This window comes from Sandarakinorhabdus oryzae, from assembly GCF_009733735.1.
GTDB classification, from domain to species: domain Bacteria; phylum Pseudomonadota; class Alphaproteobacteria; order Sphingomonadales; family Sphingomonadaceae; genus Sandarakinorhabdus; species Sandarakinorhabdus oryzae.
Map to the genome: position 1 here is coordinate 1 of NZ_WNJP01000028.1, position 25,360 is coordinate 25,360.

Here is a 25,360-nt window from a genome sequence, read left to right on the forward strand (position 1 = left end):
GGCGGGGCAACAGCGGGCGCTGCCGGCGCGGGCGCGGCCACCACCGGGGCCGGCGCGGCCACCGGCGGGGCACCGCTGGACACGTTTCCGGCCTCGATGCGGGCGATCAGGGCGCCAACGGTGACCGTGTCACCCGGCTTGAAATATTGCTCGCCCATCACGCCGGCCACCGGCGACGGCACTTCCACCGCCACCTTGTCGGTTTCCAGCGCGACAATGGCCTCGTCGGCGGCCACGGCGTCACCGGGCTGCTTCAGCCACTGGCCAACGCTGGCCTCGGTGATGGACTCGCCCAGCGCGGGCACGATGACATCAACAGCACTTGGGGTTGCCATGCTCTTGTCTTTCTTACTTCTTCTTGAGACCGCCGCGGATCGCGGCCTTCACTTCGGTGGTCGTCGCGCCCAGCGCTTCGGCGACCAGCTTGGCCTGTTCGGCATTGTGGCGCTTCAGAAGGCCGGTGGCGGTGGCGGCCGCCGGGGCACGACCGGCATAGACCGGGCGCTTGCCCACGGCCTGCTCGATCAACGGGTTGATGAAGCTCCAGGCACCGCCGTTCTGCGGCTCTTCCTGGGCCCACACCACGGTTTCGAGGTTGGGGAATTTCCCTGCATATTCAGCAACAACGTCGCCCGGGAACGGATAGAGCTGCTCGACCCGCAGCAGATAGACGTCGTCGCGGCTTTCCTTCTCGCGGGCATCGAGCAGGTCATAATAGACCTTGCCGGTGCACAGCACGAGGCGCTTGATCTTCTTCGGTTCACACGGCGCCAGGTCATCCAGGCAACGGTGGAAGGTCGTCGCCGGGCCCATTTCGGCCAGAGTCGACACCGCCCGCTTGTGGCGCAGCAGCGATTTCGGCGTGAACACCACCAGCGGCTTGCGGAAATCGCGTAGCATCTGCCGGCGCAGCAGGTGGAAGAAGTTGGACGGCGTCGTGCAGTTGGCGACCTGGATATTGTCTTCCGCGCACAGGCTGAGGAAGCGTTCCAGGCGCGCCGAGCTGTGCTCAGGCCCCTGCCCTTCATAGCCATGCGGCAGCAGCATGACGAGGCCATTGGCGCGCAACCACTTGATTTCGCCCGACACAATGAACTGATCAATGATGGTCTGGGCGCCGTTGACGAAATCGCCGAACTGGGCTTCCCACAGGATCAAGCTCTTCGGATCGGCCAGCGCATAGCCATATTCGAAACCAAGCACGCCGAATTCCGACAGCGGGCTGTCCAGCACCTCGAAGCGCGGGTCCATCGCCTTCAGCGGAATGTAGCGGCTGCCGTCCTTCTGGTCGGTCCACACCGCGTGGCGCTGGCTGAACGTGCCGCGGCCGCAATCCTGGCCCGACAGGCGCACGCCATAGCCGTCCTTCAGCAGCGAGCCGAAGGCCAGGGCCTCGGCCGTGGCCCAATCGATGTTGGCGCCGGTCGAGAACATCTCCGCCTTGGCATCAAGAACGCGCGCCAAGGTCCTGTGAATATTGAAGCCATCCGGCACGGTGGTGAGCTGCTTGCCCAACTGGTGCAGTTCGGTCATCGACACGCCGGTCATCGCGGCGCGGCGGCTGTCGATGGCTTCCTTGGGCTTGCCCAGGCCGGCCCAGCGCCCGCCGAACCAGTCCGCCACATTGGCCTTGAAGCTGGTGGCGGCCTCGAACTCGTCTTCCAGCATCGACACATAGGAGTCGATCATCGCCTTGTAGCCATCGCCCGGCAGCACGCCCTCTCGGGCCAGGCGCTCGGCGTAAAGCTCGCTCACCGTGCGCTTCTTGCCGATCGCGGCATACATCAGCGGCTGGGTGAAGCTCGGCTCGTCGCTTTCGTTGTGGCCAAAGCGGCGATAGCACCACATGTCGATCACCACGTCGCGCCCAAAGCGCTGGCGGAATTCGGTGGCGACCTTGGTGGCATAGGTCACGGCTTCGGGATCATCGCCGTTCACGTGGAATATCGGCGCCTGCACGATCTTGGCCACATCCGACGGATATGGCGACGACCGCGCAAATTGGGGACTGGTGGTGAAGCCGACCTGGTTGTTCACCACATAGTGGATGGTGCCACCGGTGTTGTAGCCGTTGAGGCCGGAGAAGCCGAAGCATTCGGCCACGATGCCCTGGCCGGCAAAGGCCGCATCGCCGTGCAGCAGGATCGGCAGCACCTGCTTGCGGGCGCTGTCGCCGATGATGGTCTGGATGGCCCGCACCTTGCCCAGCACCACCGGATTCACGGCTTCCAGGTGCGACGGGTTGGGCACGAGGCTGAGGTGCACCTTGTTGCCATCGAATTCGCGATCGGTGCTGGTGCCGAGGTGATATTTGACGTCACCCGAACCGCCCACGTCATCCGGGTTGGACGAGCCGCCGGCAAATTCGTGGAAGATGGTGCGGAACGGCTTTTGCAGCACGTTGGCCAGCATGTTGAGCCGGCCACGGTGGGGCATGCCGAACACGATTTCGGTGATGCCCAGCGCGCCGCCGACCTTGATGATCGATTCCATCGCCGGGATCATGGCTTCGGCGCCATCGAGGCCGAACCGCTTGGTGCCGACATATTTGCGACCCAGGAACTTCTCGAACTGCTCGGCTTCAACCAGCTTGTTCAATATCGCCCGCTTGCCATTGGCCGTGAACTGGATTTCCTTGTCACGGCCTTCGAATTTTTCCTGCAGGAAACGACGCTCCTCGACGTCGTTGATGTGCATATATTCCAGGCCGACATTGCCGCAGTAATTGCGCTGCAAGATGCCAACCAACTCGCGGATCGTGGCCATCTGCAGACCGAGCGCGCCGCCGATATGCACCGGGCGATCAAGATCATTGGTGCCAAAGCCGTGATAACCCGGCGTCAGATCGGCCGGCAGGTCGCGGGTGGCAAGGCCGAGCGGATCGAGATTGGCCGCCAAATGCCCACGCACGCGATAGGTGCGGATCAGCATCAGGGCGTTGATCGAATCCTGGGCGGCGCGCGCGATGTCTTCCGGGCTGGCGCCGGCAGCCGCGGCGGCCGCCGCCGCCCGACCCGCTGTCTTTGCAGGGGTTTCGGCAAACATGCCGGCGGCATCGAGCCCACGCGTCAGCTCGTCGCCCGGCAGGATCGGCCAGTTCGGCCGGGCCCAACTCGGCGCCGGCCGATCTTCCGGGCCGGGCAGCAGGGCGTCCATATCCATCGTGACAGTCCTCAAACTCGCGATTCTGCCTTGTTTAACGGCACATGCTGGTCATGTCATGACAAACTGTCGCATGCCGGCCATGCAGTGCCGACATGCGCGGTGATTTTCAGCCGCGATTGAAGGGGCTCAGCCCTTCAGCACCTCGACCAGCGTTTCCCCAAGCAGCGACGGCGAGGGCGACACGCGAATGCCGGCGGCTTCCATCGCCGCGATCTTGCTTTCAGCATCGCCCTTGCCGCCCGACACGATGGCGCCGGCATGGCCCATGCGGCGGCCGGGAGGCGCGGTGCGCCCGGCGATGAAGCCCACCATCGGCTTCTTGCGGCCGCGCTTCGCCTCGTCGATCAGGAATTGCGCCGCCTGTTCCTCGGCATCGCCGCCGATCTCGCCGATCATGATGATCGATTGGGTGGCATCATCGGCGAGGAACATTTCCAGCATATCGATGAAATTGGTGCCATTCACCGGATCGCCGCCGATGCCCACCGCCGTCGTCTGGCCCAGGCCCACGTTGGTGGTCTGGTGCACGGCTTCATAGGTGAGCGTGCCGGACCGCGAGACGACGCCGACCGAGCCCTTGCGGAAGATATTGCCTGGCATGATGCCGATCTTGCACTCGCCGGGCGTCAGCACACCGGGGCAGTTCGGCCCGATCAGCCGGGTCTTCGATCCCTGCAGCGCCCGCTTGACCCGCACCATGTCGAGCACCGGAATGCCTTCGGTGATGCACACCACAAGCGGGATTTCAGCCGCAATGGCCTCGCAAATCGCGTCAGCCGCACCAGGCGGCGGCACATACACGACCGACGCATCAGCGCCAGTGGCTTCGCGCGCCTGGGCGACGGTATCGAACACCGGCAGGCCGAGATGGGTGGAACCGCCCTTCCCCGGCGCGGTGCCGCCGACGACCTTGGTGCCATAGGCGACGGCCTGTTCCGAATGGAACGTGCCTTGGCGGCCGGTGAAGCCCTGCGTGATGACGCGGGTGTTGGCATTAACGAGAATGGACATCAGGCGGCCTTCTTCACTTCGGCGACGATCTTGGCCGCCGCATCACCCAGATTGTCGGCCGACACGATGGGCAGGCCGGAGTTGGCGAGGATTTCCTTGCCGAGTTCGACGTTGGTGCCTTCCAGGCGCACCACCAGCGGCACCGACAGCTGCACTTCCTTCGCAGCGGCGATGATGCCTTCCGCGATGATGTCACAGCGCATGATGCCGCCGAAGATGTTGACCAATATGCCTTCCACCGCCGGATCCTTCAGGATCAGCTTGAAGGCGTTGGTCACCTTCTCCTTGTCGGCACCGCCGCCGACATCAAGGAAGTTGGCCGGCTCGGCGCCGTTCAGCTTGATGATGTCCATGGTGGCCATGGCGAGGCCGGCGCCATTGACCAGGCAGCCGATGTTGCCATCCAGCTTGATGAAGGCGAGGTCGTACTTGGAGGCTTCGACTTCGGCCGGGTCCTCCTCGGTCAGGTCGCGCAGCTCCATCAGGTCCGGGTGGCGATAGAGTGCGTTCGAGTCAAAACCGACCTTGGCATCGAGCACCAGCAGCTTGCCGTCTTCCGTCACGGCGAGCGGGTTGATCTCCATCTGGCTGGCATCAGTGCCGACGAAGGCATCATAGAGCTTCAGCGTCACCGTCTCGGCCTGCTTGGCGATCGGACCGGTCAGGCCCAGCGCTGCGGCGACGGCGCGGCCATGGTGCGGCATGGCGCCGGTGGCTGGATCGATGGTGATGGTGTGGATCTTTTCGGGGTGGTGGTGGGCGACGTCCTCGATGTCCATGCCGCCTTCGGTGCTGGCGACGATGGCGATGCGCCCGCTGGCACGATCGACCAGCATGGCGAGATAGAGTTCTTTCGCGATATCAACGCCATCGGTGACATAGAGCCGGTTGACCTGCTTGCCGGCCGGGCCGGTCTGGATCGTCACCAGCGTGTTGCCCAGCATGTCGGTCGCGGCCGCGCGCACATCGTCCGCCGAACGGGCCAGGCGCACGCCGCCCTTGGCTTCCGGGGGCAGTTCCTTGAACTTGCCCTTGCCGCGGCCACCGGCATGGATCTGCGCCTTCACGATATAGAGCGGGCCCGGCAACTTGGCCGAGGCCGCCACCGCTTCGTCAACGCTAATCGCGGCAAAGCCGATCGGCACCGGAACGCCGAACTTGGCCAGCAGTTCCTTGGCCTGATACTCGTGGATGTTCATGCAATCTGCCCTGGGTCGTGACGTGAATGGGGAATCGGTGCGCTGTGGTTATGGCGGTGCAGCATGATGCGGGCAAGCCTCACCAAGCGACCAGTTTCAGATCCGGAATGTCGGAAAAACTGTCAGGCCTGGCCGAAATCAGGCTGGCATTGCGGGCAATGGCCTGGGCCGCAATCAACCGGTCCGAAATGCGGCGCTGGTCAAAGCCGCAGCGGGCGATGATCTGGCCATAGGCCGCCAGATCGGCGTCACCGATGTTCACGACCGGAAAGCGCAGCAGCAAGGCATCGAGCAATCGCCGGCGGAACTCGGCGAAGTTCGGATCGCGGTACACGCCGCCTTCCAGCTCGATGCGGGTGATCATCGAGAAATAGGGCCGCTCCGGCAATGCCGCCACCAGCAGGGTGGTCACTTCGTTGCCATCGCGCAGGTCGATGGCAATGCTGGTATCGATCAGGATCAAAGCCCGGGCCGCTCCGGCCACCAGTCAGGGTCGCGGCGGTCGCGCTCCACCACCTCGCGGCTGCGCAAGCGGCGCAGATCGTCGAGCAGCTTGGTCGCGTCGCGCTGCCAGCGATCGGCCTCACTTTCGATGCAGGTCAGCACCACCCGGTTGCCCTCCCGCTCGATCCGCACCTGGCTGCCCGGCCCGAAGCCGATGCCCTTGGGCAGGCGCACGGCTTCGCTGTTGCCAGACATGAATGTGCGGGCGATATGGGTCGGCATGGCCCGTATATACCGTATATACGGGCCTCAAGCCAGCGAATTATCAATGGCCTTGCAGGCGGCCAGCAGTTCCTTCACCGCATCGACGCTCACCTGGAAATTGGCCTTGGCGCTGTCTGACAAGTTGATCTCCACCACGCGCTCGACGCCGCCAGCGCCGATGATCACCGGCACGCCGACATAAAGATCGGACACGCCATACTGGCCGGTCAGGTTCACGGCGCAGGGCAGCAAGCGCTTCTGGTCATACAGGTACGCCTCGGCCATCTCGATGCCGCTGGTGGCCGGCGCGTAATAGGCGCTGCCGGTCTTCAGCAGCGCGACGATCTCACCGCCACCCGACCGGGTGCGCTGCACGATGGCGTCGATGCGCTCCTGGGTGGACCAGCCCATCTTGATCAGATCGGGCACCGGGATGCCGGCCACCGTGCTGTATTCAATCACCGGCACCATGGTGTCACCGTGGCCGCCAAGCACGAAGGCGTTGACGTCGCGCACGCTGACCTTGAACTCATCAGCCAGGAAATGGCGGAAGCGCGCCGAATCCAGCACGCCGGCCATGCCGACGACCATGTGGTGCGGCAGGCCGGAGAATTCGCGCAGCGCCCACACCATGGCATCAAGCGGGTTGGTGATGCAGATCACGAAGGCGCCGGGCGCGTGGGTCTTGATGCCCTCACCCACGGCCTTCATCACCTTCAGGTTGATGCCGAGCAGATCATCGCGGCTCATGCCCGGCTTGCGGGCCACCCCGGCGGTGACGATGATCACGTCGGCACCGGCAATATCGGCATAATCGTTGCTGCCCTTCAGCGAGACGTCAAAGCCTTCGACCGGGCCGCACTGCGCCAGATCGAGCGCCTTGCCCTGCGGCACGCCTTCGACCACGTCGAACAGCACGATGTCGCCCAGCGCGCGCTGCGCGGCGAGATGGGCGAGCGTGCCGCCGATGTTGCCGGCGCCGATCAGGGCGATTTTCTTGCGAGCCATGGGGTGAGGCCTTTCCTTCAAATGAGTCGGTCAGAATGTCGCAGGCTGGATAGAGCGCGGCGGCGCACTGTGCAACCGCAGCATATCCTTATCCGGTGAAAAGAGGCAGGCGGCGGCCCTGTCCTACACGGGCAAAGCCTGTCATCAAGGCTGTGCCAGGACGTGTTGCCTGTAGGCTTTGCGTGCGGTTGAAAAATTCCCAATTCGATACGAAACGTCAAAAGTGTCAAAATTCAAAAAGGCAAGCAACTTTCTGAATTTATATATTTTTCGGGCTTTATCCGCCGTGACCGAGCGCCAGATAGTCCGCCGATTGCATTTCCATCAACCGGCTGGCGGTGCGTTCGAATTCGAAGCTGGAATCGCCGGCCGGATAAAGCTGGTCCGGCGCGGCATCGGCGGCGGCGACCAGCTTGACCTTGTGCTCGTAGAGGGCGTCGATCAGATGGATGAAGCGGATCGCCTCGTTGCGGTTCTCCGGCCCCAGCTTCGGGATGCCGACGATGAAGACCGTGTGATAATGCCGAGCAATGGCGAGATAGTCGGCTGCACCTAGCGGCTGGCGGCACAGGCGCGCAAAGCTGAATACGGCGACGCCCTTCAGCGATTTGGGCACATGCAGGCTGCGTCCACCGGGCAGCGGCAGTTCCGCGGTCGGCACATGGGCCCGGTCTTCCACCGGGTAATCGGTCATTCGGAAGAAGGCGGCCGACAAGGCGGCGGTGGCGTCGGGCCCATTCGGCACATGCCAGGTCTGCGTGCCCGACAGGCGGGCGAGGCGATAATCGGTCGGACCATCGAGGGTGACCACGTCCAGTTTCGCGGTGATCAGATCGATGAACGGCAGGAACAAATGGCGGTTGAGGCCATCCTTATAGAGATCATGCGGCGGCCGGTTGCTGGTGGTGACCACCGTCACCCCCTTCTCCATCAGTGCCGTGAACAGGCGCGACAGGATGGCGGCATCGGCGATGTCCTTCACCTGCATCTCGTCAAAGCAGAGCAGACGCGCCGATGCGGCGATCTGGCTGGCGACGCTGATCAGCGGGTCGGCATCGCCAGCTTGGCGGCGGGCGTGGATGGCGCCGTGCACCTCGGCCATGAATTCGTGGAAATGGGCACGGCGCTTGGGGGCCACGGTGGAGGCAGCGAAGAACAGATCCATCGCCATGGATTTGCCGCGGCCGACGCCGCCCCAGATATAGAGGCCCTTTGGTATCGGCGCGGCTGCCTTGCCGAACAGGCGGCCGAGCAGGCCGGGCGCCTCCACAGGCTGCTGCAGAGCGGATTCAAGCGCCGCCAGCTTTGCCACCACCGCCGCCTGCGCGGCATCAGGCTTGAGTTCGCCGGCGGCCAGCAGCTCGCGATAGCGCGCCGCGAGGTCAGTCAACCTGCGTCTCTCCCGGCCGCGCCGCATGGCCTTCGCCGGTGGGGCGGGCGGCGCGCGGGATCTTGCGCATCGTGCCGGTGAAACTGGCCAGGTTGACGCCGTCTTGGGTGACGAGACCACGGACGAACAGCATCTTGCCGGTTTCCTTCAGGATCTCGCCATGCGCCTCGATCGGCTTGCCGACGATCCCGGCAGACAGGAAATCGGTGGCGCACGACAGGGTGACAGCGGCCGAATTTTCGAGCTGGCGGAAGATGAAGGCGAACATCGCCATGTCGATGAACGACATGATGAAGCCGCCGTGCAGATAACCCAGGCCATTCGAATGCTTGCGCGCCGTTTCCATGCGGCACTCGACGCCGCGCGGGCCCTCCCGGAAGAAGAAATCGCCCAGCATCGAGGCGAAGCGCCCATCGGGATCACGCCGCCAGCAGGTCCAGCCCGCATTTGGGCCCTCGGTGAATGTTTCGCGAGACATGGGTCTGCGGTTAGCGCCGGTGGGCGGCGGCGGCAAGCCTTAGCGGCGCAGGGCTGCCAGCAGCCATTGCCCGGCGGAACGCCAGTCTCCCGGCGCCAGGCCCAGCGCGGTCGCGAACTGGGCGCGTGCTTCGCTGAACCGCCCCAGACGGCGCAATTGCGAGCCCATGATGTAGTGGTGGCGAGCCAGGGCGACAGGTTGGCTGGCCAGCGCGTCCGCGTGTTTCTCGATCAGGCGACGACGGCCGATGATGCCTTTCTCGACGCTGCGGGTCAGGCTGTCGGGGCTGTCGTGGGCGATGGCCAGCGGCTCGGGGATGTAGCGGAACCGGGCACCGGCCTGAGCGAGCCGCAGCACCAGGTCCCAGTCCTGGAAGCGTGGCATGGCAGGATCAAAGCCGCCAACCTGATCGAAGATTGCCCGCGTCATTGCCAGTGTCTGGGTGGAGATGTGGCTGGTGGCAAGCAGCTGGGCATAGACATCGGCCGAAAGCTGCCAGCCTGGCGGCGGGTACAGGGCGCGGGCCTCCCCATAGCGCTGATCAAGTTGGCAGAAGGAGACGTCAGCCGTGGTCAATGCCTTGAAATGGGCGGTCAGCAGGTCTGGCGCCCATTCATCGTCACTGTCCTGAAAGGCCACCAGCGGGCTGCGCGCCATAGCGACGCCGGCATTGCGAGCGGCCGGCGCGCCGGCGTTGCGGCGTTGCTGATAGATGGCGATGCGCGGATCCGGTAATGCGGCCAGCACGCCCAGCGTGTCATCGGTGGAGCCATCATCAACGATGATCAGTTCGAACGACCCAAGCGTCTGGGCCAGCACGGAGGTGATGGTCCGCCCGATCAGGCCTGCACGGTTATAACTTGGCATCACCACCGAAATAAGCGGACTGGGGGCGGTGGCGAGCCGGATGCAGGCAAGATCCAAGAACGATGCTCCCAACGCGAAGTCTGACAGCGCTCCTCAGCGGCGGACGAGAGCGGTTGATGGCGACGGCAACGCAGGCGGCGTGGCGCCCTCGCTGGCAAGCCGCTTCTGCTGATGGCGGTGCAGCGCTAGAATGCCGACGCCGATGGTGAACACCAGATAATTATTGTCGGAATAGCTGATCACATAGGCTGAAACAATGAAGTTCAGCACGCTGAGTGACAGTGCGCCCGCCAGTTCCTCAACCTCATCCTTTGCGCGCATGAAGGTCATCACGCCCAGCCAGGCGAGGCGGGCGAGGCAGCCCATGAAGCCGATGAAGCCCAACGGACCCACCCCGACCAGCAGGTTGATATAGTAGGAGTCGACCACGGCAATGCCCCTGGCCGACACCTTGCCGACGTCTGGCAAGGGCACGCCCATGCCAACACCAATCGGGTTCCGGCCAATGGCACGCCAGGCACCGGCCCATTGCTGATCGCGCACCTCGTTGCTGCCCGTATGCTGGGATCCGCCAATCGTGTACATCTGCAGCCGGTGGCTGCTCGCGATCGCCCCGGCCATTGCCGCCACCCCGAGCAGGACCAGGGCGACCATGATGCCGGACTTCAGGGAGTCACCTCTGCCGCGAAAGAACAGCTGGCGAGCCATGACCAGGCCCGCAAAACCAAACAGACCAATCAGGAACGCGATGGACGCGCTGCGCGCATTGGTGAACCACACGGTTTGCAGGATCAGCGGCACCAACGCGATCGCAGCCAGCCGCTGCCAACCCTTCATGTACCACATGCGATACAGCAGCAGCGGGATCATGATGGCGAAATACTGGCTGAAATAGAGCACGATACCGAACGTGGAGCGAATACGGTAACGCCCGTCCCCGATACGGGCCTGTGGCCCCATATAGGTCTCCAGCAACAGCGGATCGACCTTCATGAAGCTGGGAATATAACCAAGCCAGGGGGGATGCTGCATCCAGTTCTCGAGAATCGTCACCAACATGGTGAAGATGAAGGCCAGCACCAGGGCCTGCACCAGGCGGGAGACCTTGCGCACATCTGAGAACGCCCAGGCCGCAGCGACCATCGCTGCGCCGTCCTGCACGGCCTGAACCACTTCATAGTTCACGACGTCCAGCGGGTTGACAGCCAAGGGCACAACCACCGCTTCCATGATCAGGAACAGGGCCAACAGGCGGAAGGCCAACCTGTCATAGCCCAAAAGATCCATCGCCTTGCGACGGGCCTCGGCGATCTGCGGGAAATGGGTGAGCATGCCTATCAGCAGCAGACCCAGAATCACGCGTGGAGGTGTCACCCATGGCAGGCCAGGAATGGCAATGGCAACATAAGTCGGCCATGCCACCATCATGACCATGTAGGCCGCGAGCAATTTGTAGAAGGGCGCCTCGTCGGCCTTGTTGACGTCGGGGAGCAGCCAGAGGCCGAGCATCGCCATGATACCGATCGGGAAGGCGACGAAACGCACCGCGAGCGTGCCACCGACAGCCACCAGGAACCCGGTGTAGACGATCAGGAACAGAGACAGCGCCGTGAACGCGACGCACGCCAGTTTCCACCACGACCGATGATGAAGGCTGTTGTATTGCGGCAGGATGCGCGCCGACTTGCGATCCATGGCCGCGCGCGTGGTGAAGGTAATTGCTGTCACGCGATCACCCGGTCAGGCCATTCGGCACGTTCGATCTGCTTCACGGTCCCACCAATCATGCCACATATACGGCTGGCACGGGCCAGCACTGCGGAGGCAACTTACCAAAGCGATGGGAAGCCGGCAAGCGAAGCTGCCGTGACAGGGAGGAAGCAGCGAGGAAGCGTTGGGATTCAGCCCGCGCGCTCCAACATCATCAGCTTGATCTCTGCAATCGCCTTGGCCGGGTTCAACCCCTTGGGGCAGACATTGGCGCAGTTCATGATAGTGTGGCAGCGATAAACCCGGAACGGGTCCTCGAGCGCGTCCAGACGCTCACCCGTTATCTCGTCACGGCTGTCGGCCAACCAGCGATAGGCCTGCAGCAGGATGGCCGGGCCGAGGAACTTGTCGCTGTTCCACCAATAGCTTGGGCAGGCGGTGGAGCAGCAGGCGCACAAGATGCACTCATACAGCCCATCCAGCTTCTCACGCTCGTCCGGGGACTGGATACGCTCCTCGCCCGACGGCGCTGGGGTGACGGTCTGCAGCCACGGCTTGATCGAGGCATATTGGGCATAGAAATGCTTGAAATCAGGGACCAGGTCCTTGATCACCTCCATGTGCGGCAGTGGCGTGATCACCACTTCGCCCTTCACCTCCTCGATCGGCTTGGTGCACGCAAGCGTGTTCGTTCCGTCGATGTTCATCGAACACGAGCCGCAGATGCCTTCCCGGCACGAGCGCCGGAAGGTGAGCGTGGGATCCACCTCGTTCTTGATCTTGATCAGCGCATCCAGCACCATCGGCCCAGTGGCGTCGAGATCGAGGCTGTAGCTGTCATAGCGTGGGTTCTGCCCGTCATCCGGGTTCCAGCGATAGATCTTGAAGCTTTTTGTCCGCGACGCTCCGGCCGGTGCCGAGTAGGACTTGCCTGTGCCATTGATGACGCTGTTCGCCGGGAGAGTGAATTCCGCCATTGGGTAAGCCTTCAAACCAGATTGCAATTGGGATTGCGGCCCGCGTTCGCCCGTAACACCTGGACGTAATAGCGGGTCATTTCGGTAGCGCGGCGCTGTTCACCACCCGGCAGCATCGTACCAAGATCCTGCGTCCAGCCCTGTGCGCAATCGGCCTCATCAGCAGAGGATTTTGCGCAATCGATGAAGCGATCAAAGGCACGACGCCAACGGTCAAAATCGGGCCGGGACATCACCGGGCCGTGACCGGGGATGAGCCGCGCAAAGCGCACGTTGCTGATGTCGGCCAGCGCTGCCCGCCATCCGCCCGGACAGGCCGTATCAAGGAACGGCGCCGGCAGGGTGACCAGATCGCCGGAAAGCAAGGAGCGGGTGCGGGTGTCCACCAGCCACAGATCGCCGGCGGTGGCCGCCGTGCGTGCCAGGTGCACATCGAGCGTGCGGCCGCCCAATTTCAGCCGTTGCGAACGGTTCACCACCTTGTCCGGCCGCAGGGCGGCGCCGTTGGCGGTGGTCGCTATATCGGCGCGCACCTCCGGGACCAGGTCCGCCGGCACCTCCCCGGCAGCAATCGCGGCTTCGGCGGCCTTGGCACTTTCGGCAAGGAAGCCCTTGAGCGCACCATCGATGGCGCTGCTGGCATAAACCGTCAGCCCTGGTGCAGCTGCCCGCAGCCGCGGATTGCCGCTGACATGATCAAGGTGCCAATGGGTATTGATGATGGCCACCAAAGGCCGGTTCATCCCGGCCGTTGCCGCCAGGATGGCGTCGCTGTGCTCGGCATGGCGACCCGTGTCGACGACCACCAAGCCCTTGTTGCCCCGCAGGATGACACTGTTACCGTCGGGCTGATGGCCGGGCACGAAGGTGCCCGCCACCAGGGTCACACCCGGCGCCAACTCCTCCGGCGCAATAGCGCCCTGCGCCGGCAGCGCCACCGCTGCCAGCGCCAGGCCCGCTGCCGACAGGGACCAGCGCGCCGTCATCTCAATAGGTCCGCGCTTTCGGCTTGATATAGTCGATCTCGTCCGACAGCGTGTAGGTGTGCACCGGGCGCTGGGCGAGTTCCACCGAACCATCGCGGAACCAGCCAAGGCTGTGCACCATCCACTTGTCGTCATCGCGCGATGGGAAATCCTCGTGCATGTGGGCGCCGCGGCTTTCGTGGCGGGATTGGGCCATGTGCATGGTCAGCACGGCCTGGCCGATCATGTTGTCGAGCTCCAGCGTCTCGATCAGATCGGTGTTGAACACCAGGCTGCGATCGGTGGTGCCGATGTCAGCCATGCGCTGATAGACGGCGTCGATCTTGCGCACACCTTCGTCGAGGATTTCGCTGGTACGGAACACGCCAGCATTGGCCTGCATCGTCTTCTGCATCGCAAGCCGCACTTCGGCAGTGGTGGAACCGCCCTTGGCGTGACGGAAGCCATCGAGCCGGCCCAGCGCGAAATCGGCATTGTCCTTGGGCAGCGCCTGGTGCGGGGCGTTCGCGGTCTGGATGGCGGCAATCCGGTGCGCCGTGGCGCGGCCGAAGACCACCAGATCGATGAGGCTGTTGGAGCCGAGCCGGTTGGCACCGTGGACGGACACGCAGGCGGCTTCGCCCACGGCAAACAAGCCAGGCACCACGCTGTCCGGATTGCCATCTTTCAGGGTGACGACCTCGCCGTGATAATTGGTCGGGATGCCGCCCATGTTGTAATGCACGGTCGGGACCACCGGGATGGGCGCCTTGGTTACGTCCACGCCGGCAAACACCTTGGCGGTTTCGCTGATACCGGGCAGACGCTGGTGCAGCACGGCGGCATCGATGTGATTGAGATGGAGGTGGATATGGTCGCCCTCGGCGCCAACGCCCCTGCCCTCGCGGATTTCCATCGCCATTGAGCGGCTGACCACGTCACGTGACGCCAAATCCTTGGCTGACGGGGCATAGCGTTCCATGAAGCGCTCGCCCTGGCTGTTGGTGAGATAGCCACCCTCCCCACGCGCGCCTTCGGTGATCAGCACGCCGGCGCCATAGATGCCGGTGGGGTGGAACTGCACGAACTCCATGTCCTGCATCGCCACGCCGGCCCGGATCGCCATGCCGCCGCCGTCACCAGTGGAGGTGTGAGCCGACGTGGCGGAGAAATAGCAGCGGCCATAGCCGCCGGTGGCCAGCACCGTCTGGTGGCTGCGGAAGCGGTGGATGCTGCCATCTTCCATGTTGATGGCGATGACGCCCTTGCAGGCGCCGTCGTGCATGATCAGATCGATGGCGAAATATTCGATGTAGAAGTCGGTGCTGTACTTCAGGCTCTGCTGATAGAGCGCGTGCAGCATGGCGTGGCCGGTGCGATCGGCGGCGGCGCAGGTGCGCTGCGCGGCCGGGCCGGCACCCATGTTCTGCATCATGCCACCGAACGGACGCTGATAGATGCGGCCGGCTTCGGTGCGGCTGAACGGCACGCCGAAATGTTCGAGTTCGTAAACGGCGGCCGGCGCTTCGCGGCACAGATACTCGATCGCGTCCTGGTCGCCGAGCCAGTCAGACCCCTTCACCGTGTCATACATGTGCCAGGTCCAGTGATCCGGCCCCATGTTGCCGAGCGCGGCGGCGATGCCGCCCTGCGCCGCCACCGTATGGCTGCGCGTTGGGAAGACCTTGGTGATGCAGGCGGTTTTCAGCCCGGCTTCAGCAATGCCCATGGCGGCGCGCAGGCCAGAGCCGCCGGCCCCCACCACGACGGCATCATAGACATGATCGATGATCTGATAGGCTTCGGGCACGTGACGTTCCAATCAACCGGCAGACAGGGCAACCTTGAGCACCGAAAACAGCGCCAGGGCAGCGAGAGCAAAGGTGTAGAAGTTCAACGCCAGCAAGGCGATGACGCGCTTTGACCCATGGAGGTAATCCTCCAGCATCACTTGCACGCCCAGGCGGAAATGCCAGAAGGTAGCAACCACCAGCAGGCAGAGCGGCACTGCCACCAGCGGCTGACGCATCCACATCACCATGGAGGCATAATCCAGGCTGGGCAGTCGGGCGAGGCTGACCACGAACCACAGCACCAGGAACAGGCTCGCCACCGCCGTCACCCGCTGCAGCCACCAGTGATGCACCACGGCACCGCCGCCTGCCCCCAGCCCACGCACACGGCCCAATTGGGTCCCATTGCCCATGCTCAATATCCCTTGCCGAGCAGGATCCAGGCCCAGAAGGCCAGGGTCGCGATGGTGGAAAAGGCGAAGGTCGCCAGTGCCGTGCGCCGCGAGGTGACCAGGTCATAGCCCTCGCCAGAGTCCATGATGAAGTGGCGGAGTCCGCTGCCCATGTGCTGGAACAGCGACCAGGTCAGGCCGAAACCAACGAGCACGCCGACAGGCGACATGATGAGATCGAGGAAGAGGCGATAATAGCTTGGCCCGCTGGCCAGCGCTGCCAGCCACCAGGCGAAGATCAGGACAGCGCCAAAGGCCAGTGCCTGGCCGGTAGCGCGGTGCAGGATCGACACCGCCATGTGCACGCGCCATTTCCAGATGGTGAGGTGCGGTGACAAGGGCCGCGGCACCGGTGCTGTTGGACGTGAAGCCATTGATCACCCCTTGGTCTGGCCCGATTCCTCGTCCCGGCTCTGCAGCCAGGCGGGCGGACGGTCATTCGTGCCGGCCTTCATACCGCGCCTGCGCTGCGGTGCAACAGGCGAGGCACGATCAACCGGCACACTGGATCAGCACGGTTCGTTCCAGCCCGGCATATCGATGCACCAGCGCGTCGCGGTAACTGGTGTCGGCCATCATGTTCAGGAAATGCTGGCGGGTGGGATAGCGAACCAGCAGCAGCTTGTCCCAATCGGTCGCTTCGGTGCCGGGCTGACCAATGAACACCTGTTCGCATGGGCCATCATAGAGCACTTCGGCCTGAGAAACGGCGCCAACGGCAATGGTGAAAGCATGCTGGTAAAGCGCATAGGCGGCTTCACCCGAGCAGGGAGCCATGGCCATTTCGCTCGGATATTCAGCAACTTTGCGGAACTTGAGCAGGTTCATCATCACCACCGGCCCGTCGCGGCCGTGGTCACGCAAAGCGCGCACCTGATCACGCGTGGGATCAATGCTGGCATCGTGATTGCCGTGCGTCGGAATGGCCATCTCGGGGGGACTCGCAGTTGTTGCCGTTTCAGCATAGCATCGCCTGAACGACCGCCAAAAGGCGGCGCACAAAATGGGGAGGATGTGATGGCGACTGTTGCTCCGGGCAATCTGGCCGAGGTTCCACTCGACGTGATCGATGTGTCGGATGCGACGCTTTATGCCAATGACAGTTGGCGGCCGGTGTTTGCCCGGCTTCGTGCCGAAGCGCCGGTGCATTACCAGGCCAACAGCCCGTTTGGCCCGTTCTGGTCGATCAACAGCCACGCCGACATCATGGCCGTCGAAGCCCGGCCCGACATTTTTTCGAGCAGCCACGAATTTGGCGGCATCACCGTCATCGACCTGCTTGAAGACTACAACCTGCCGCAGTTCATTGCCATGGACCGCCCGCGCCATTCCGATCAGCGGCGGGTCGTGGCGCCGGCCTTTGGCCCATCGGAAATCGCCCGCATGGCCATCGAAGTGCGCAAGCGCACGAGCCAGCTGATCGACAGCCTGCCGATTGGCGAGGAATTCGATTGGGTTGACCGGGTTTCCATCGAACTGACCACCGGCATGCTGGCCATCTTGTTCGATTATCCGTGGGAAAAGCGCCGCGATCTCACCCTGTGGTCCGATTGGGGCGGCGACATCGAGGCCGCGCTGAATCCCGCCACCAAGGATATCCGCCAGCAGCACCTGATCGACATGACCCACGCGCTTGATGCGCTGATGGCCGAGCGCAAGGCAAAACCGCCCAGTGGCGACCTGATCAGCGCCATGGCCCACAGCGATGCCATGGGTGACATGCCGTTCAAGGAGCGCACCGGCAATTACATCCTGCTGATCGTGGGCGGCAACGACACCACGCGCAATTCGATGTCCGGCCTGGTCGAGGCCTTCAACCGCTATGATGGCGAGTGGGCCAAGCTGGAGGCCGACAACTCATTGATTGGCAACACGATTTCCGAAGTTCTGCGCTGGCAGACCCCGCTGGCACACATGCGCCGCACGGCGGTGGCGGATGCCGACATTGCTGGCGTGCCGGTGAAAAAGGGCGACAAGGTCGTGGTCTGGTACATCAGCGGCAATCGCGACGAGAGCGTGTTCCCGGATGCCGAAACCTTTGATATCACACGCTCAAATGCCCGCCGGCACCTGTCCTTCGGCTTTGGTGTCCACCGCTGTGTCGGTGCGCGGCTGGCCGAGTTGCAGATTGCCGTGCTGTTGGAAGAACTCCTCGCCCGCAAGCTGTTCCCGCGCCAGGTCGGCGAGGCCGAATATGTGGCGCAATGTTTTGTCCACGGTTTCCGAAAGCTGCCGGTTGTGCTTGAACGGCGGGGATGAGCGTACGAATCCGCACGAAAATGCTGGCCGGCCGCACGGTGGCGCTGGCCGGGCGCACCGGGCCGTGTCCCACCGGTGGCAACCGGTGTCCCGCCGTTGGCCGGCGCGCCTGATGCCCAGAATCGACCTCTCCGCCCTGCCCGTGCGAACCGGGTCATCCTATCTGTCGCCGCATGATCAGGCCGTTCAGGGCCGGTCGTGGCAAGCAGTGGCCACCAGCCTGTCGCAATTCGGTGCCAACCTCGTCACGCTTGAGCCCGGCGCCTGGTCGAGCCAGCGCCACTGGCATACCCATGAGGACGAGCTGCTGGTGTTGCTAGCCGGCGAGGCGGTGCTGGTCGAGGAGCATGGCGAGACCCTGCTGAAGCCCGGCGACATCGCCTGCTTCCCGGCTGGCATCGCAAATGGCCATCATCTGCAGAATCGCTCGGCCCGGCCCTGCCAGTTTCTGGCCATCGGCACCGACCGGCCGGACATCGACGAATGCCATTATCCCGATATCGACATGCACCTCGATCCTGCCGGCTTCCGCCGCAAGTCGCCGCGGCCGGCATGATGGGGCGTCGCACGTTTTTGGCGGCGGGCCTGGCCAGCCTGGTGCCGGCGCGACTGGCGGCCCAGGCGCTGCCGCAAGGCGCCACCGCCAGCGGCATCCGCATCGCGCCCGACCGCGAGGCGATGGTGCCGGTGCAGGGCGGGCGCATCTATGTGCGCGTCAACGGCGCGCTGGATGGCCGGAAGCCGCCGATCCTGTTCATCCATGGCGGGCCGGGCAGCTCGCACTGGGGCTGGCTCAACGCCACGGCGCTGGCCGACGAGCGGGCAGTGATCCTCTATGATCAGCTTGATTGTGGCCGCTCCGACCGGCCGGGCGATCCGGCCAACTGGACGGTGGAGCGCTTCCTGTCCGAAATCGAGGCGATCCGCGCCCATTTCGGCATCGCGCGCTGGCATTTGCTGGGCGGCAGCTGGGGCGGCACGCTGGCATTGGAATATGGCGCCTCCCGCCCGGCAGCGCTGGCCGGGCTGGTGCTGCAATCGCCGCTTGTCTCCACCTCCATCTGGCTGGAGGACGCAGCGCTGCTGAAAGCCGGCATGCCCGACGAGGTGCGCGACCTGCTCGATCGCTGCGACACGCAAGGTGCGGCGCCCGAAGCCGCCTGCCAGGCCGCCACCGATGCCTTTTATGCTGCCCATGTCCGCCAGACCATCCCGCCGCCGGCCATCACTGCCTATCGCGACGCGCTGCCGGCGCCGTTCGCCGCCGGGCTTTACAATCACATGTGGGGCCGCGCCGAGTTCACCTGCACCGGCACGCTCAAGGATTATGACGGCCGGCCACTGCTGACCAAGCTGGACGCGGCGCGCACATTGTTCGTTGCCGGCACGGACGACGAGGCCCGCCCCGAAACCGTGGCCCGTTTCGCCGAGACTGCCGGTGCGCAGTTCGTGGAAATCCCCAACGCCGCGCACAGTATCATGCTCGATAATCCAGCAACGTATCTGGCGGTGTTGCGGGGGTGGATGAAGGTGATGGATTGACGGAGGAAGAAAGAGAGCCTCCGGCGGCAAGGGCCTGAGGCCCTTGACCCGCTTTTGTTTTTGGCCGGCTCTATCGGTAAATCCATGTCATGCTTGCGCAGGCCAGTATCCAATGTGGCCATCTGGAATGAAAAGAATGTGCTGCCCCTCAGGCATCTAAAGGCGACGGATTTAAATCAGATGACTGACAATCTTCTGTTCAAATTTTTCGCCATAGACTCTCCGAAAGGCGAAGATTGGATGATTTCCTCCAGAATCGATGATATTAAATAGCTCCGACTTACTTAATGACAGTTTCATTATTTGCGAATTCATGGCTTCGATTACTTCTATCGAGATTTGGTGCCCATCGAAGAATAAATCCTTCAGATTTTTTGTTTCAAAAATATAAGGCAGAATGAGAAAATCATTATTATCAATTTTTTTTGATAATTTCTTCTTCATCACAATCGCTGCCCGCGCCAACAATTATCATGTTATCAATATAAATTATGTATTCTCCACCACGCCGTCTTAAGTATGGAGAGAATGCGCACATTATGTCTGAGCGGGGACCGCAGGCGATTATTTTATTTTCATGGGAAATAACAAATCTAAAGATATCGGCGCTTTTGAGCGCTGAAGCTAACGCTTGATGAATCTTGTTCAGCTTCACAACATGATACTCCATCTCGACAACGATCCCAGCAGAATAAGCAATTCATTGCCTGATGGCACGTTGGATGCTGGCCTGCACCAGCACGAGGGGCGTTTGTGAAGCGAGCGCGCCCGCAAACGAAAGTGGGTCAAGGGCCTCAGGCCCTTGCCGCCGGAGGCGTTCTTTTTGCCTGTTCTCCCCCGGCGAAGATCAGGCGCTCAGCCGCTTGAAGGTCGCGTAGCGCGGGTTATCCACCCCGCACTTGGCCAGCGCCACCGCCAGCAGCGCATCCACCAGCCCCGGAGTCGCTTCCCCCATCGTGCCGGCACGCAACTGGCCGCACAAATCAGCGCGCAACCGGTCGAGCGATGCGCTGTGGCCCAGCACGCCGGCCAGCAGCGCCTGTTCATTCGCCTGCGGTTGCTGCGCCAGTTCACGCGCCACGATGGCCAGCGCGTTCTGCGCCACCTTGGCGTGAAAGGCGCGGCGGCCCTTCAGTTCGGGCTCCAGTTCGGCCAGGAACAGCTGGACCGCTTCGATCAGGGTGGTGGCTTCGATCTGCTCGGCCATCACACGCTCCCGAATTTCAGCATGTGCATCAGGTCCAGCTCCACTTCCGACACGCGGCGGCCGATGGCGGCGCGCTCCACGTTGCGCAGCCGGCCCGAGACATGATCATCGCCCAGTTGCAGGCAGGCGATGCCCCATTTCAGCGTGCCATAGAGTTCCCAGAAGGCGGCCCGGTCGCGGTCCACCGCGCCACCGCCGGCGGCTTCGTAAGCGGCAAACAGTGCATCGCGCGCCCCAAAGCCGCCCACCGGCTTGTCCCACACGCCAAAGCGCCAGGCGTTGCAGCACAGCCAGCCCAGATCCTCGTGGCCATCGCCGATATGGGCAAGTTCCCAATCCAGCACCGCCACCAGGCCATCGGGCGCGACCAGGAAATTGCCGGACCGGAAATCGCCGTGCACGATGCAGGTCGCCGGCCGGTCCTCAAGCCGTTCGCGCAGCCAGGCAAAGGCCAGGTCGAACACCGGCGAATCCACCCCGAAGCGGCGATAATTGGCAAACATGCGCTGCAGCGATTCCGCGGTGCTGGCCCGCGGCAGCGCGAGGCCGCTGGCCAGATCGACCGGCAGGCCATGCAGCCGGGCCAACACGCTGGCGCATTGTTCGGTCAACACGGCCCGGGCTGGCGCATAGTCCGGCAGTTTTAGCCATTTCGGCGCCAGTGCCTCGCCGGGCAGCCGCGCCATGATGAAGCCTTCGCCCAGGCCATCCTCGGGCGCCAGCACCCGCACCACCTCGGCGACCGGCAGGCCGTGGGCAAAGGCGATCTGCTGCAGCCGTGCCTGATCGGCCCGCGGCAGGCCGCCTTCCGGCACGCTGCCGGTGGCGGCGCATTGCAGGATCAGCGGCCAGGCCGTGCCATCCGGCTTGGTCGCATCCACGGCAAAGGTGGCGGACGAGGCCCCACCCGACAATTGTTCCACCCGCGACACCGGGGCACCGATCAGGGCGGAGACGATATCGGGAGTGGGTGTTGCCATCAGTCTTCGGCCAGGCGGGCGTAGGAAAGCTCGTCGAACCAGGCATCACCGTCGCGCCAGCTCTGCACGAAGCGGCCTTCCTGGCGGAACCAGCAGCGTTCCAGCACGCGCTGGGCCGGGCGGTTGCGTTCATCGGTGACCGAGACGACCCGGCGGCGGCCATTCCTGAACAGGCGGCGCACCATGGCTTCCACAGCCTCCGCACACAGCCCCTGGCGCTGCTGGCGCGGATCAAGGGCAAAGCCGATTTCGGCCGTGGCGTTCCACGGCGGCGAAAAACGGATGCCCAGATCACCAACCATGGTGCCATCCTTGGCCGTAAGCGCAAATTGCTGCCACCCATCGGAATCGGGAGCCGCGCGGCGCTGCATGGCGGCGATCAGCGCGATGCTTTCCTCCACCGATCGTTCCAGCGGATCGAACGGCGCGGCCGCACGGATCCGGTGCCAGTCGGCCGCCTCCTCGATCCGCATCGGCCGGATCAGCAGTCGCTCGGTGGTGATTTCCCAATCAGACATGGGCCAGCCCTGTTGCAGAAGCGGAAACGTTGTCACCCGTTGCATGAGAGCCACGCCCCGGCAAGAAGTGACAGGCATGCAGGCAGAGATGGGGTTGAAAATCTGTGCCTTATCTGTAACCCAACGCCGTCGCCCGGTGAACGGGCACTGCAGGGGCGGCCCGGAGTAGCTGGGCCAGACCCCGATATTTGGGAAGGAATCGCATGTCGACTCGTGAAACCGCAGGCAATCTTGCCCTGCGTGCTGTGCTTTTGCTTGGTGTTGCTGCCCCCCTCGCGCTGGCCGCCCCCGCCGCCGCCCAAACCGCTGCTGCCGATGAGGCCGGCGACGACGAAATCATCATCGTGACGGCCAGCAAGCAGGCCAAGACGTTGCAGGATACGCCGATCTCCGTGCAGGTGACCGGCAAGCAGGCGATCGAGACCGCCCAGATCCGCGACGCGCTCGATCTGCAGACGCTGGTGCCCTCGCTGCGCGTCAGCCAGTTGCAGTCCTCGGCCAACACCAACTTCATCATCCGCGGCTTCGGCAACGGCGCCAACAACGCCGGCATCGAGCCGTCGGTGGGTGTGTTCATCGATGGCGTCTATCGCAGCCGGTCTGCCGCCCAGATCGGTGACCTGCCCAGCCTGGAGCGCATCGAAGTGCTGCGCGGCCCGCAATCGACCCTGTTCGGCAAGAATGCTTCGGCCGGCATCATTTCGGTGGTCACCGCCGAGCCCAAGTTCAAGTTCGGCGGCCAGGCCGAACTGTCGTACGGCAATTACAACGCGCTCGTGGCCAAGGCCGACATCACCGGCCCGATCACCGACACCATCGCCTTCAGCCTTGCAGGCAACTACAACCGCCGCGACGGCTATGTGTACAACACCACGCTGAAGCGCGACGAGAACGAGCGCAACCGTGGTGGCGTGCGGGCGCAGCTGCTGTTCAAGCCGTCAGACGATTTCAAGCTGCGCATCATCGGTGATTATGACCGGATCGATGAAGTCTGCTGCTCGGTGGTCAACATCGTCGATGGCCCGACCGGCAATGCCGTGCGGGCGCTGGGCGGCCAGATCATCTCCAACCAGCCGCTGGCGCTGACCTCGACGTCCAACTTTGGCTCGACCAACAAGATCGACAATTATGGCGTTTCGGCCCAGGCCGATTACAAGGCCGGCCAGTTCGATCTGACCTTCATCACCGCCTATCGCGGCGTGCGCCTGAACACCAACCAGGACAGCGATTTCACCAGCGCCGACATCATCGGTTCCAATAATGGCCGCAACGCCATCAACACCTTCACCGCCGAAGCGCGCATCGCCTCGAAGTTCGATGGCCCGCTCAACTTCCTGCTTGGCGCCTTCTACTTCGATGAAAAGATCGATGCCCAGGGTTCGCTGACCTTCGGCCGCGATTTCAAGGGCTATGCCAACCTGCTGTCGGGCGGCAACTATTCCGGGCTGGAGCCCACCCTGCGCGCTCTGCTGCCTGGCACGCCGGCTGGTGCCTTCGGGACCCAGGGCCAGGGCCGGTTCGAGGATTATGATTACAAGAACCGCGCCATCTCGATCTTCGGCACGGTTGATTGGAACATCTTCGACAATCTGACCTTCACCGCCGGCGGCAACTTCACCCACGACACCAAGCGGGTGGCCACCAACAGCTTCAGCACCGACGTGTTCTCGGGCCTTGATCTGGTCCGCGCCGGCGTGAATGCTGGCGTGCCGGCGACGCTGGCGACCAATCCGGCCTTCAACCCGTTCCTGGCGCTGCGGCCGTTGCAGTTCCTGCCGCCGTTCCTGAACTTCCCCAATGCGGTGGAAGATGGCCGCACCAAGGACAACAACTTCAGCTACACGCTGCGGCTGTCGTGGAAGGCCAATGACAATCTGAACTTCTATGCCACCCACGCCACCGGCTTCAAGGCGAGCTCGTGGAACCTGTCATTCGATTCGCGGCCGTTCGCGAGCGATTTCATCCCCGGTTCGCCGGCCCAGTCGCCGGCGCCGGCGGCCTCGCCGATCCGCACCGCGCTGGGCGCCAACCTGCCCAACAACCTCACCACCGGTTCGCGCTATGCAAACCCGGAATATGCGTCGGTGATCGAGCTGGGCATGAAGGGCCAGTGGGAAGGCTTTGCCGTCAACCTCGCCCTCTTCCGCCAGATCCTGACCGGCTTCCAGAGCAATGTCTTCTCGGGCACCGGCTTCATCCTTGCCAACGCCGACAAGCAATCGGCGAACGGCGTCGAGCTCGACACCTCGTTCTCGCCGTCGAAGAATCTGCGCCTCACCGCCAACTTCACCTATCTGGACAGCAAGTTCGACAGCTTCCCGGGTGGCGCGGCGCTGGTGACCGGCAGCTATTCGACCATTCCGGTTGATCTGACCGGTCAGCGGGTGGCCGGCGTGCCGCGCTTCTCGCTGTCGGTGGGCGGCGATTACACGGCGCATATCAGCGATGAAGCCAAGCTGATGTTCCACGTTGACTTCCAGCATGAAAGCCCGACGCAGATCGCCCAGGGCACGGTGCCGCTGCAGCGCGAGATCAGCAACCTCAATGCCTCGGCGACCCTGGCGCTCAACAGCCACCTGGAGTTCACCGTCTGGGGCCGCAACATCACCGATCAGGCCTATGTCACCACCATCTTCCCGGGTGTGGCGCAGGCCGGCACGCTGTCGGGCTATCGCAACCAGCCACGCACCTTTGGGGGCCTGGTGCGCTACCGCTTCTGATCGCAGCCACTTCGGCAAATCGGGGGGCGTGGCCAGTGGCTGCGCCCCCTTTTGCTTGGGCGGCTTGCAAAACGCCGCCGCCAAGGGCTTAAGGCGGCAAGTGAATCCTTGGGAACTCCTGGCGGCGGCCTTCGGGCTGGCCAATATCGCCCTTCTGGCGCGGCGATCGGTGTGGAACTATCCCTGCGGCATGGCGATGGTGGCGATCTTGGGCGGCGTGTTCTGGCACAGCCGGCTTTACGCCGTAGCGGGTTTGCAGCTCTTCTTCTTTGCCGCGCAGGCCCATGGCCTGCTGGCCTGGGTGAAGGCGCCGGCCGCTGATGGCCAGGTGGCGGTGCGGCGGCTGCCGCGCAAGGGCTGGCCAGTGGTGCTGGCCAGCGGCGTGGGTGCCAGCGCGGCGCTGGCCGTGCT

Annotated in this window: 26 protein-coding genes; 5 read left to right on the top strand and 21 right to left on the bottom strand. The window is 63.7% G+C overall.

Features of this window, described 5'->3' with window-relative positions; all coding sequences use genetic code 11:
- From GJ693_RS04690 to GJ693_RS04770, 17 genes are all read right to left on the bottom strand, one after another.
- Positions 1-335: biotin/lipoyl-containing protein (locus GJ693_RS04690; RefSeq protein ID WP_328598820.1), on the bottom strand; the 335-nt coding region annotated here is incomplete at its 3' end.
- A gap of 13 nt (positions 336-348) precedes the next feature.
- Positions 349-3,162, bottom strand: a complete 2,814-nt coding sequence (locus GJ693_RS04695) for a 2-oxoglutarate dehydrogenase E1 component (protein WP_156255175.1) — start codon at positions 3,160-3,162, stop codon at positions 349-351.
- Positions 3,163-3,291: 129 nt separating this feature from the next.
- Positions 3,292-4,176, bottom strand: coding sequence for a succinate--CoA ligase subunit alpha (gene sucD, locus GJ693_RS04700; protein ID WP_156255176.1), 885 nt, complete (start codon positions 4,174-4,176; stop codon positions 3,292-3,294).
- Positions 4,176-5,375, bottom strand: a complete 1,200-nt coding sequence (gene sucC / locus GJ693_RS04705; protein WP_156255177.1) for an ADP-forming succinate--CoA ligase subunit beta — start codon at positions 5,373-5,375, stop codon at positions 4,176-4,178. The genes sucD and sucC overlap by 1 nt, the downstream gene beginning before the upstream one ends.
- Positions 5,376-5,454: 79 nt before the next feature.
- The gene (locus GJ693_RS04710) at positions 5,455-5,838 is read right to left on the bottom strand and encodes a type II toxin-antitoxin system VapC family toxin (protein WP_197041965.1); all 384 of its coding nucleotides are present in this window, start codon (positions 5,836-5,838) and stop codon (positions 5,455-5,457) included.
- Positions 5,835-6,074, bottom strand: a complete 240-nt coding sequence (locus GJ693_RS04715) for an antitoxin (protein WP_207789949.1) — start codon at positions 6,072-6,074, stop codon at positions 5,835-5,837. The genes GJ693_RS04710 and GJ693_RS04715 overlap by 4 nt, the downstream gene beginning before the upstream one ends.
- A gap of 54 nt (positions 6,075-6,128) precedes the next feature.
- Positions 6,129-7,091, bottom strand: coding sequence for a malate dehydrogenase (gene mdh / locus GJ693_RS04720; protein ID WP_156255180.1), 963 nt, complete (start codon positions 7,089-7,091; stop codon positions 6,129-6,131).
- 277 nt (positions 7,092-7,368) lie between these two features.
- Complete coding sequence (gene zapE / locus GJ693_RS04725) at positions 7,369-8,481, bottom strand: cell division protein ZapE (RefSeq protein WP_156255181.1); 1,113 nt, start codon at positions 8,479-8,481, stop codon at positions 7,369-7,371.
- Positions 8,474-8,959 (bottom strand): PaaI family thioesterase, encoded by a 486-nt coding sequence (locus tag GJ693_RS04730; RefSeq protein ID WP_156255182.1) that lies wholly within the window; start codon positions 8,957-8,959, stop codon positions 8,474-8,476. The genes zapE and GJ693_RS04730 overlap by 8 nt, the downstream gene beginning before the upstream one ends.
- 39 nt (positions 8,960-8,998) lie before the next feature.
- Complete coding sequence (locus GJ693_RS04735) at positions 8,999-9,826, bottom strand: glycosyltransferase family 2 protein (RefSeq protein ID WP_156255183.1); 828 nt, start codon at positions 9,824-9,826, stop codon at positions 8,999-9,001.
- Between the two features lie 93 nt (positions 9,827-9,919).
- The gene (locus tag GJ693_RS04740) at positions 9,920-11,554 is read right to left on the bottom strand and encodes an O-antigen ligase family protein (RefSeq protein ID WP_156255184.1); all 1,635 of its coding nucleotides are present in this window, start codon (positions 11,552-11,554) and stop codon (positions 9,920-9,922) included.
- Positions 11,555-11,727: 173 nt separating this feature from the next.
- Complete coding sequence (locus GJ693_RS04745; RefSeq protein ID WP_156255185.1) at positions 11,728-12,513, bottom strand: succinate dehydrogenase iron-sulfur subunit; 786 nt, start codon at positions 12,511-12,513, stop codon at positions 11,728-11,730.
- Positions 12,514-12,524: 11 nt separating this feature from the next.
- Positions 12,525-13,499, bottom strand: coding sequence for an MBL fold metallo-hydrolase (locus GJ693_RS04750; protein WP_156255186.1), 975 nt, complete (start codon positions 13,497-13,499; stop codon positions 12,525-12,527).
- 1 nt (position 13,500) lies between these two features.
- On the bottom strand, positions 13,501-15,288 hold the full coding sequence (gene sdhA / locus GJ693_RS04755) for a succinate dehydrogenase flavoprotein subunit (RefSeq protein ID WP_156255187.1): 1,788 nt from the start codon (positions 15,286-15,288) through the stop codon (positions 13,501-13,503).
- A gap of 12 nt (positions 15,289-15,300) precedes the next feature.
- Positions 15,301-15,684, bottom strand: coding sequence for a succinate dehydrogenase, hydrophobic membrane anchor protein (sdhD, locus tag GJ693_RS04760; RefSeq protein ID WP_156255188.1), 384 nt, complete (start codon positions 15,682-15,684; stop codon positions 15,301-15,303).
- Between the two features lie 2 nt (positions 15,685-15,686).
- Positions 15,687-16,097: a succinate dehydrogenase, cytochrome b556 subunit gene (sdhC, locus tag GJ693_RS04765; protein ID WP_156255189.1), complete on the bottom strand. Its 411-nt coding sequence runs from the start codon at positions 16,095-16,097 to the stop codon at positions 15,687-15,689.
- Positions 16,098-16,215: 118 nt separating this feature from the next.
- Entirely contained in the window at positions 16,216-16,653 is a 438-nt protein-coding gene (locus GJ693_RS04770; RefSeq protein ID WP_156255190.1) for a DUF1330 domain-containing protein, read from the bottom strand.
- Between the two features lie 87 nt (positions 16,654-16,740).
- Between GJ693_RS04770 and GJ693_RS04775 the strand changes: the two genes are divergently transcribed.
- From GJ693_RS04775 to GJ693_RS04785, 3 genes are all read left to right on the top strand, one after another.
- On the top strand, positions 16,741-17,982 hold the full coding sequence (locus GJ693_RS04775; RefSeq protein WP_156255191.1) for a cytochrome P450: 1,242 nt from the start codon (positions 16,741-16,743) through the stop codon (positions 17,980-17,982).
- 112 nt (positions 17,983-18,094) lie between these two features.
- On the top strand, positions 18,095-18,538 hold the full coding sequence (locus GJ693_RS04780) for a cupin domain-containing protein (RefSeq protein WP_156255192.1): 444 nt from the start codon (positions 18,095-18,097) through the stop codon (positions 18,536-18,538).
- Positions 18,535-19,524 carry a proline iminopeptidase-family hydrolase gene (locus GJ693_RS04785; RefSeq protein WP_235902639.1) on the top strand — a complete coding sequence of 330 codons (990 nt, stop codon included), beginning with the start codon at positions 18,535-18,537 and terminating at the stop codon, positions 19,522-19,524. The genes GJ693_RS04780 and GJ693_RS04785 overlap by 4 nt, the downstream gene beginning before the upstream one ends.
- Before the next feature lie 415 nt (positions 19,525-19,939).
- On the opposite strand, the gene GJ693_RS04790 is transcribed toward GJ693_RS04785, so the two are convergent.
- The 4 genes from GJ693_RS04790 to GJ693_RS04805 form a co-directional block, all read right to left on the bottom strand.
- Positions 19,940-20,179, bottom strand: coding sequence for a hypothetical protein (locus GJ693_RS04790; protein ID WP_156255193.1), 240 nt, complete (start codon positions 20,177-20,179; stop codon positions 19,940-19,942).
- 192 nt (positions 20,180-20,371) lie between these two features.
- On the bottom strand, positions 20,372-20,731 hold the full coding sequence (locus GJ693_RS04795) for a DUF6285 domain-containing protein (RefSeq protein ID WP_156255194.1): 360 nt from the start codon (positions 20,729-20,731) through the stop codon (positions 20,372-20,374).
- On the bottom strand, positions 20,731-21,711 hold the full coding sequence (locus tag GJ693_RS04800; protein WP_156255195.1) for a phosphotransferase family protein: 981 nt from the start codon (positions 21,709-21,711) through the stop codon (positions 20,731-20,733). Before GJ693_RS04800 ends, GJ693_RS04795 begins: the two co-directional genes overlap by 1 nt.
- On the bottom strand, positions 21,711-22,229 hold the full coding sequence (locus GJ693_RS04805) for a GNAT family N-acetyltransferase (RefSeq protein WP_197041966.1): 519 nt from the start codon (positions 22,227-22,229) through the stop codon (positions 21,711-21,713). Before GJ693_RS04805 ends, GJ693_RS04800 begins: the two co-directional genes overlap by 1 nt.
- Before the next feature lie 203 nt (positions 22,230-22,432).
- On the opposite strand from GJ693_RS04805, the gene GJ693_RS04810 reads away from it, so the two are divergent.
- The gene (locus GJ693_RS04810; protein WP_156255197.1) at positions 22,433-24,949 is read left to right on the top strand and encodes a TonB-dependent receptor; all 2,517 of its coding nucleotides are present in this window, start codon (positions 22,433-22,435) and stop codon (positions 24,947-24,949) included.
- Positions 24,950-25,049: 100 nt separating this feature from the next.
- A partial coding sequence (gene pnuC / locus GJ693_RS04815) for a nicotinamide riboside transporter PnuC (RefSeq protein ID WP_197041967.1) occupies positions 25,050-25,360 on the top strand: 311 nt, incomplete at its 3' end.

What these genes read in the sequence shown, in the direction of transcription:
- GJ693_RS04795 (WP_156255194.1), bottom strand. Translation starts at nt 20,731, where the DNA reads ATGGCCGAGCAGATCGAAGCCACCACCCTGATCGAAGCGGTCCAGCTG.
- GJ693_RS04780 (WP_156255192.1), top strand. Translation starts at nt 18,095, where the DNA reads ATGCCCAGAATCGACCTCTCCGCCCTGCCCGTGCGAACCGGGTCATCC.
- GJ693_RS04715 (WP_207789949.1), bottom strand. Translation starts at nt 6,074, where the DNA reads ATGTCTGGCAACAGCGAAGCCGTGCGCCTGCCCAAGGGCATCGGCTTC.
- GJ693_RS04785 (WP_235902639.1), top strand. Translation starts at nt 18,535, where the DNA reads ATGATGGGGCGTCGCACGTTTTTGGCGGCGGGCCTGGCCAGCCTGGTG.
- GJ693_RS04750 (WP_156255186.1), bottom strand. Translation starts at nt 13,499, where the DNA reads ATGACGGCGCGCTGGTCCCTGTCGGCAGCGGGCCTGGCGCTGGCAGCG.
- GJ693_RS04745 (WP_156255185.1), bottom strand. Translation starts at nt 12,513, where the DNA reads ATGGCGGAATTCACTCTCCCGGCGAACAGCGTCATCAATGGCACAGGC.
- sucC (WP_156255177.1), bottom strand. Translation starts at nt 5,375, where the DNA reads ATGAACATCCACGAGTATCAGGCCAAGGAACTGCTGGCCAAGTTCGGC.
- sdhC (WP_156255189.1), bottom strand. Translation starts at nt 16,097, where the DNA reads ATGGCTTCACGTCCAACAGCACCGGTGCCGCGGCCCTTGTCACCGCAC.
- sdhD (WP_156255188.1), bottom strand. Translation starts at nt 15,684, where the DNA reads ATGGGCAATGGGACCCAATTGGGCCGTGTGCGTGGGCTGGGGGCAGGC.
- GJ693_RS04810 (WP_156255197.1), top strand. Translation starts at nt 22,433, where the DNA reads ATGTCGACTCGTGAAACCGCAGGCAATCTTGCCCTGCGTGCTGTGCTT.
- GJ693_RS04800 (WP_156255195.1), bottom strand. Translation starts at nt 21,711, where the DNA reads ATGGCAACACCCACTCCCGATATCGTCTCCGCCCTGATCGGTGCCCCG.
- GJ693_RS04695 (WP_156255175.1), bottom strand. Translation starts at nt 3,162, where the DNA reads ATGGATATGGACGCCCTGCTGCCCGGCCCGGAAGATCGGCCGGCGCCG.
- GJ693_RS04770 (WP_156255190.1), bottom strand. Translation starts at nt 16,653, where the DNA reads ATGGCCATTCCGACGCACGGCAATCACGATGCCAGCATTGATCCCACG.
- mdh (WP_156255180.1), bottom strand. Translation starts at nt 7,091, where the DNA reads ATGGCTCGCAAGAAAATCGCCCTGATCGGCGCCGGCAACATCGGCGGC.
- GJ693_RS04805 (WP_197041966.1), bottom strand. Translation starts at nt 22,229, where the DNA reads ATGTCTGATTGGGAAATCACCACCGAGCGACTGCTGATCCGGCCGATG.
- GJ693_RS04730 (WP_156255182.1), bottom strand. Translation starts at nt 8,959, where the DNA reads ATGTCTCGCGAAACATTCACCGAGGGCCCAAATGCGGGCTGGACCTGC.
- GJ693_RS04775 (WP_156255191.1), top strand. Translation starts at nt 16,741, where the DNA reads ATGGCGACTGTTGCTCCGGGCAATCTGGCCGAGGTTCCACTCGACGTG.
- GJ693_RS04735 (WP_156255183.1), bottom strand. Translation starts at nt 9,826, where the DNA reads ATGCCAAGTTATAACCGTGCAGGCCTGATCGGGCGGACCATCACCTCC.
- sucD (WP_156255176.1), bottom strand. Translation starts at nt 4,176, where the DNA reads ATGTCCATTCTCGTTAATGCCAACACCCGCGTCATCACGCAGGGCTTC.